This window comes from Okeania sp. SIO2F4 (assembly GCF_010672385.1).
Classification (GTDB): Bacteria; Cyanobacteriota; Cyanobacteriia; order Cyanobacteriales; family Microcoleaceae; genus Trichodesmium.
On the sequence record NZ_JAAHGT010000683.1, the window covers coordinates 1 to 5,325 of the forward strand.

Consider the following 5,325-nt stretch of genomic DNA (forward strand, 5'->3'; position numbering starts at 1 on the left):
TAAAATAGGTGAAAGCTCTATAGGGGAAAAATAGCTCAAATCTCGATAGATAAATAAACAGGCTAATTTAGAGAGCAAACCTTTACTATGTAATCCTTTGAATAGTGTTTTTGCTAAAGTCCCAAGAGTAGATATTAGATCCTCCAAGTAGAAAATCTCCAAGAATTTGCACTAATTCTGCTTAGGTACTTTATTTTTATTAAGAGTTTTGATACTATAGGAAATATGAGGGCAGCGATGCTCAAATAAAAGCTTTTTGAACTATAGAGGAAATTCACAACTCTTGACAAAAGTAGTTGTTGACTATGCCCCATACAAAGGCTAGGGAGTTTTTTAAGTGATTGCTATATCATCACGTCCACGTCAAATAGATCAAAATTGGGTGACAATTAGCTTCGCTTCTACCCTCTATTTGTGTCCGATCCTCGATCTGCTACTGGCAGATGTTCCTAAACACTGGCATCCAGAATTGCGATTAGGATTACAAGAGGCGTTAGTAAATGCGACAAAGCATGGGAATAATTTAGACCCCACTAAAACAGTTTTAGTCCGTTTTTCAATTGTCAAAGACCACTACTGGTGGGTGATATCAGATCAAGGTCCTGGTTTTAAACCACCTTGTAGACCCAACCAAAATAAGCAACTAATTGCTGATGATCCTGATAAATACACAGATTGTGAGGATGAAAAAGAATGTGGTCGAGGAATATACATTATATACCAAGTTTTTGATTATATTGAATGGAATTCCAAGGGCACAGAGTTAATGCTATGCAAAAAGGTAAGGAATAACTCTAGATTGCCCTTGGTACGATGAATAATTAACTTAACTTAAAGTAATTAATTTTTCTGAGAACCATGACCTGGACATGGAGGAGCTGAAATTGAGCGATCTAACCAGTTAGTAGCTTGGTTTAGGCGTGCGATCGCTTCGGTGGGTTGACCCTTAATCAGAAAAACTAAGCCAGCTATAGTTAGCTCTAATGCACGAACTTGGCGATTAGATTTGAGTCGATGCCAGTCTCTTTCTTGTATAGCAAGTCTTTCGGCTAAAGCTTGAGCTAGTTCTAGTGTGCTATATTCTTGTAAATCTCTATGATTAGAAGTCTCTACTTTGTTAGTCATAGTTGTAGGGGTTGAGTTAGAGTTAAGCATATCTGCTTAGATAATGTTTTCCAGTGAAGTTACTATACTTAATTATGCCAGCATGAATCCTTCTCCAGAACATTCTCCGAAAAAATTAAATGATGAGTGTTCAAATTATGCCCCAGTTAATCAGGACTCAGAAGTTTCAGAGACGGAACTGGCACAAGTATTGGCAGAGGTAGAACATAATCTTGCTGCTGTGAAAGAACGTTATTCTCAAATTCAGTCTTACCAGAAACGCAAAGCAGAACTCCAGCATCGTTTAGAAGAAGTGCGACCGGAAGTACGTCGCCAAAAAACTCATAAATTGCGAGAAGAGTTACAACAGATACAGACAGAATTAGAAACAATAGAACTAAACCTAGAAAGCAGTTCATTTGGTTGGAATAGCATAAAAGAACCATTTTGGCAAGCTGTGAGATTTGGAGGTTTAGGAATTGTGATGGGTTGGCTGTTAAAATCCTGTGTTGGTTGAGATTACCTTTTTTGTCTGGAAATCTCTGTTGTGATAGATGACAGTATCTTTTAATTTGTTGACGAACTCAACCGTTATAGGGATATGATTTACTATTGCTTGCTAAAGCTTGAAAACATAGACTATCCTAGGCAAATATATAGAAAATGTTGAGGATATGAAATAATCACTAATTTTCAGAAAGACTAGGAGTCGGAGTCAAAACAATTACAGTGTTGGGATAACACTGAAAAGTTAAAAGAAAAACTCACAATTTCCAATCATCCTAAACAGAAGTAGATTTAACTGTAGCAAGAGGATTAAAATCTCACTCCACCAAAAGAAAAGTTGTGCTATATTTGTCATAGTCTAACCATATTTAAGCCGAACATTTTTATAAGATTGCCTGGCTGTAACAGGTTTAAACTGAGTATCGACAAACTGTACTGGATAATAGGTCTCAATCCACAAATGAGCTCCACAAGGTAAAGGTTCATAAGGTTTATAAACTATACGACATGGACCATGTATTTCCATTTGATGACCCATATCGTTATGATTTGTCTGCTTCAAGGTGATTACTGGTATCAACTGCTCAGGAGTCATTTGAGGATCGTTTTTAATTTTCTGGCTGTTAGCTTTAATTTTATGTTGATTAACATGAATCTTAGTTGGATTTTTTCGTTGCCTTTTACACCATACACCTTCAGGACCTCTAGTTCCTGGTATCACAACAGGCATTTTGCCATAGAGAGGAATTTGCCAAAATCCTTTCTCTTTGTGCTTGTAAGCGCCTTTAATTCTACCTTGAGAAAGTAGAACTCTAACTCGTTGACAACAAATACCTAATAAAAAAGCTGCTTCTCTAGTTCCGATAATAGTCATTTTTACTATAGCGCTATACTTAAGAATATAAAAAGAATAATAACATTCAGATAAAAAATTATAACTATCAGCTCAATAAATTATGTAGCATTTGTTACAGAATAGTCTAAAATTTGTATAACTTATACAAATAGGTAGGCAAAATAAATCTGGTAAAAATATATCTTTATTTTGAGCTAGCTAAAAAGTAATGTGTAATTAATTTTCCACAGGTTAAGACTATATTTAATGATTTAGGAGATATACTTTGTGAAAGTATGGATAGGATTAAATAAATGACAAAGCAACGAATTGCAGAAATATTAAGAAGCGGTCAACCTGATGCTAAAGTAACAATTCAAGGATGGGTACGCACTAAGCGAGAGTTGAAAGAATTTGCTTTTGTAGAAGTTAATGACGGTTCATGTTTGGCTAACCTGCAAGTAGTATTAAATCCCGATCTACCAAATTATCAAGAAAGTTTGCAGCAGATGAATACAGGTGCCTCGGTAGAAGTGACTGGTATTTTAGTGGAGTCGCCAGCAAAGGGGCAAAGAATTGAACTGAAGGCAGAAAGCGCGATCGCTTATGGTGATGCTGATCCTGAAACATATCCTTTGCAGAAAAAACGTCACTCTTTTGAGTTTCTCCGCACTATTGCACATTTGCGAGGGCGTACTAATACTTATGGGGCAGTTTTTCGAGTGAGAAATGCTTGTGCTAATGCTGTTCATCAATTTTTTCAAGAACGAGGTTTTTTGTGGGTTCATACTCCTATTATTACTGCTAGTGACTGCGAGGGTGCAGGGGAAATGTTTACTGTTACTAATTTAGATTTAAAGAAGGTTCCTCTAACAGAAAAACAAGATATTGATTTTAGTCAAGACTTTTTTGGAAAGTCTGCTTTTCTAACAGTTAGTGGGCAGTTAGAAGCGGAAATTATGGCAACTGCTTTTAGCAATGTTTATACGTTTGGTCCGACTTTTCGAGCAGAAAATTCTAATACTTCTCGGCATTTGGCTGAGTTTTGGATGATTGAACCGGAGATGGCTTTTTGCGATTTGGAAGGGGATATGGATTTGGCGGAGGAATTTTTGAAACATATTTTTAAGTCTGTTTTGGAAAGTTGCCCGGAGGATATGGAATTTTTCAATAAACGGATTGATAAAACAGTTTTGGAAACGGCAGATACGATTATTAATAATAGTTTTGAAAGGATTACTTATACCGAGGCAGTTTCTTTATTGGAAAAGGCGGATAAAAAGTTTGAGTATCCGGTAGAGTGGGGTTTAGATTTACAGTCGGAACATGAACGTTATTTGTGTGAGGAGTTGTTTAAAAAGCCTGTGATTGTGACTGATTATCCGGCAAAAATTAAGGCTTTTTATATGCGGTTAAATGATGATGGTAAGACGGTTAGGGCAATGGATGTTTTGGTGCCGAAAGTAGGAGAAATTATTGGGGGTTCTCAGAGGGAAGAACGTTTGGATGTTTTGGAAAGAAGGATAGATGAACAGGAGATGAATAAGGAGGAATTATGGTGGTATTTGGATTTGCGTAGGTATGGTACTGTCCCTCATGCAGGGTTTGGTTTGGGATTTGAAAGAGTGGTGCAGTTTATGACAGGAATGGGGAATATTCGAGATGTGATTCCTTTTCCGAGAGCGCCTTTAACTGTGGATTTTTAACCTACATTCTGGATGTCAACTTGTAACATTAAAAGTAGTCTAGTAGTGGACTGTTTCAGCTAAAATAGTTCATTAGGGAGTAGGGTAGTGCCGTGTCAAGACTAAAATTGTGGATTAGGAACTAGCAACGAGCGAAGACCTCTCCGCGAACCCCTCTCCTGCTTTTGAGAGGAGAGAAGTCCCCCCCTTCCCTTGCATAGCTTTCAACTAGCTTGTCACCCCGTGAGGTGGTAAACTGAAATCGACGCACCTCGGCAGATCGCTGAAACGCTGATTCTTTTGCTGACCTGCGTCGATGCCTTAGCCAATAGTCGTTACCCTACCCTTGGGAAATTCAGTGTCCTGAAGAACTAAACTATGCTTCGTGCCAACCTTCAATTCAGTTTAAATATTCTTCAATATCTTCAATTCTACGATCCCTATTGACTTGACATTTATATAGTTCATCATAAAAGTTAATGTCTACTTCACGCCAACTTATCCAACCTATCCCACCAGTACTTGTAAATTTATTATCTGTGAAAATGTAGGCTACTAACTTAGGAACATTGTTGATTGAAATTATACAAAAATCGTCCTGAGGGCCAACTATATTATCGATATTGTCTTGATACACCATGATTTGAAATGGAGACTTATTGCGCAGCTCTGTTTGTGTTTCATCGTCAAGAGAGTTATAGAAATTTTTAAATTCGTCTTGTTTGTACTCGATCAGGTATCTATGATTAACCGAAGTCTGGAAAAAATCTTTTAACTTATTTTGATCCCACAGTTTCCTAAGAAAGTGTAAGGTACAAATTGCATTTACTGTACCTTTATTGTACAAATCAGTTAAGGTTTCAAAATCTGAAAAAGCGATTTTCCCTTGCTTTAGATCATTGCTATTTTCTATTATTTTTTCAAGGCTATTGATTTTTGAAATAATTTTAGGAATATTTTCCTTTTGCTGCTTAGAGCTGATTCATTAAGAAAATCTAAAGAAAGCTACATAAGAGTGAAACATAGTTTTATGATCAATGATATTGTGGATATAATTGTGACTAATAAGCCGTATACCTGCGCTCGCTAACCCTCAACGTAAGCCATACCCAAGTTATCTGAGTGATTTAGAGTGGGAAATACTCAAGCCTTTGCTACCTAAACCAAAAGGGTTTGGTCATCCCATTGAAGTGG

Annotated in this window: 6 protein-coding genes; 3 read left to right on the forward strand and 3 right to left on the reverse strand. The window is 36.9% G+C overall.

Going from position 1 to position 5,325, the window contains the following annotated elements; all coding sequences use genetic code 11:
• Positions 1 to 337: 337 nt before the first annotated feature.
• Positions 338 to 817 carry an ATP-binding protein gene (locus tag F6K22_RS30385; RefSeq protein WP_293106801.1) on the forward strand — a complete coding sequence of 160 codons (480 nt, stop codon included), beginning with the start codon at positions 338 to 340 and terminating at the stop codon, positions 815 to 817.
• A 23-nt stretch (positions 818 to 840) separates the two neighbouring features.
• Here the strand turns inward: F6K22_RS30385 and F6K22_RS30390 are convergent, their stop codons facing one another.
• Positions 841 to 1,125 carry a DUF6439 family protein gene (locus tag F6K22_RS30390; RefSeq protein WP_293106804.1) on the reverse strand — a complete coding sequence of 95 codons (285 nt, stop codon included), beginning with the start codon at positions 1,123 to 1,125 and terminating at the stop codon, positions 841 to 843.
• Positions 1,126 to 1,168: 43 nt separating this feature from the next.
• Here F6K22_RS30390 and F6K22_RS30395 point away from each other — a divergent pair, with 43 nt between their 5' ends.
• A complete protein-coding gene (locus tag F6K22_RS30395) occupies positions 1,169 to 1,621 on the forward strand; it encodes a sll0565 family protein (protein WP_293106807.1) in 453 nt (150 codons plus the stop codon).
• A 348-nt stretch (positions 1,622 to 1,969) separates the two neighbouring features.
• Here the strand turns inward: F6K22_RS30395 and F6K22_RS30400 are convergent, their stop codons facing one another.
• Positions 1,970 to 2,485, reverse strand: a complete 516-nt coding sequence (locus tag F6K22_RS30400; protein ID WP_293106810.1) for a hypothetical protein — start codon at positions 2,483 to 2,485, stop codon at positions 1,970 to 1,972.
• Positions 2,486 to 2,760: 275 nt separating this feature from the next.
• On the opposite strand from F6K22_RS30400, the gene asnS reads away from it, so the two are divergent.
• A complete protein-coding gene (gene asnS, locus F6K22_RS30405; RefSeq protein ID WP_293106813.1) occupies positions 2,761 to 4,152 on the forward strand; it encodes an asparagine--tRNA ligase in 1,392 nt (463 codons plus the stop codon).
• Between the two features lie 379 nt (positions 4,153 to 4,531).
• On the opposite strand, the gene F6K22_RS30410 is transcribed toward asnS, so the two are convergent.
• A complete protein-coding gene (locus tag F6K22_RS30410) occupies positions 4,532 to 4,978 on the reverse strand; it encodes a hypothetical protein (RefSeq protein WP_293106816.1) in 447 nt (148 codons plus the stop codon).
• Positions 4,979 to 5,325 lie beyond the last annotated feature (347 nt).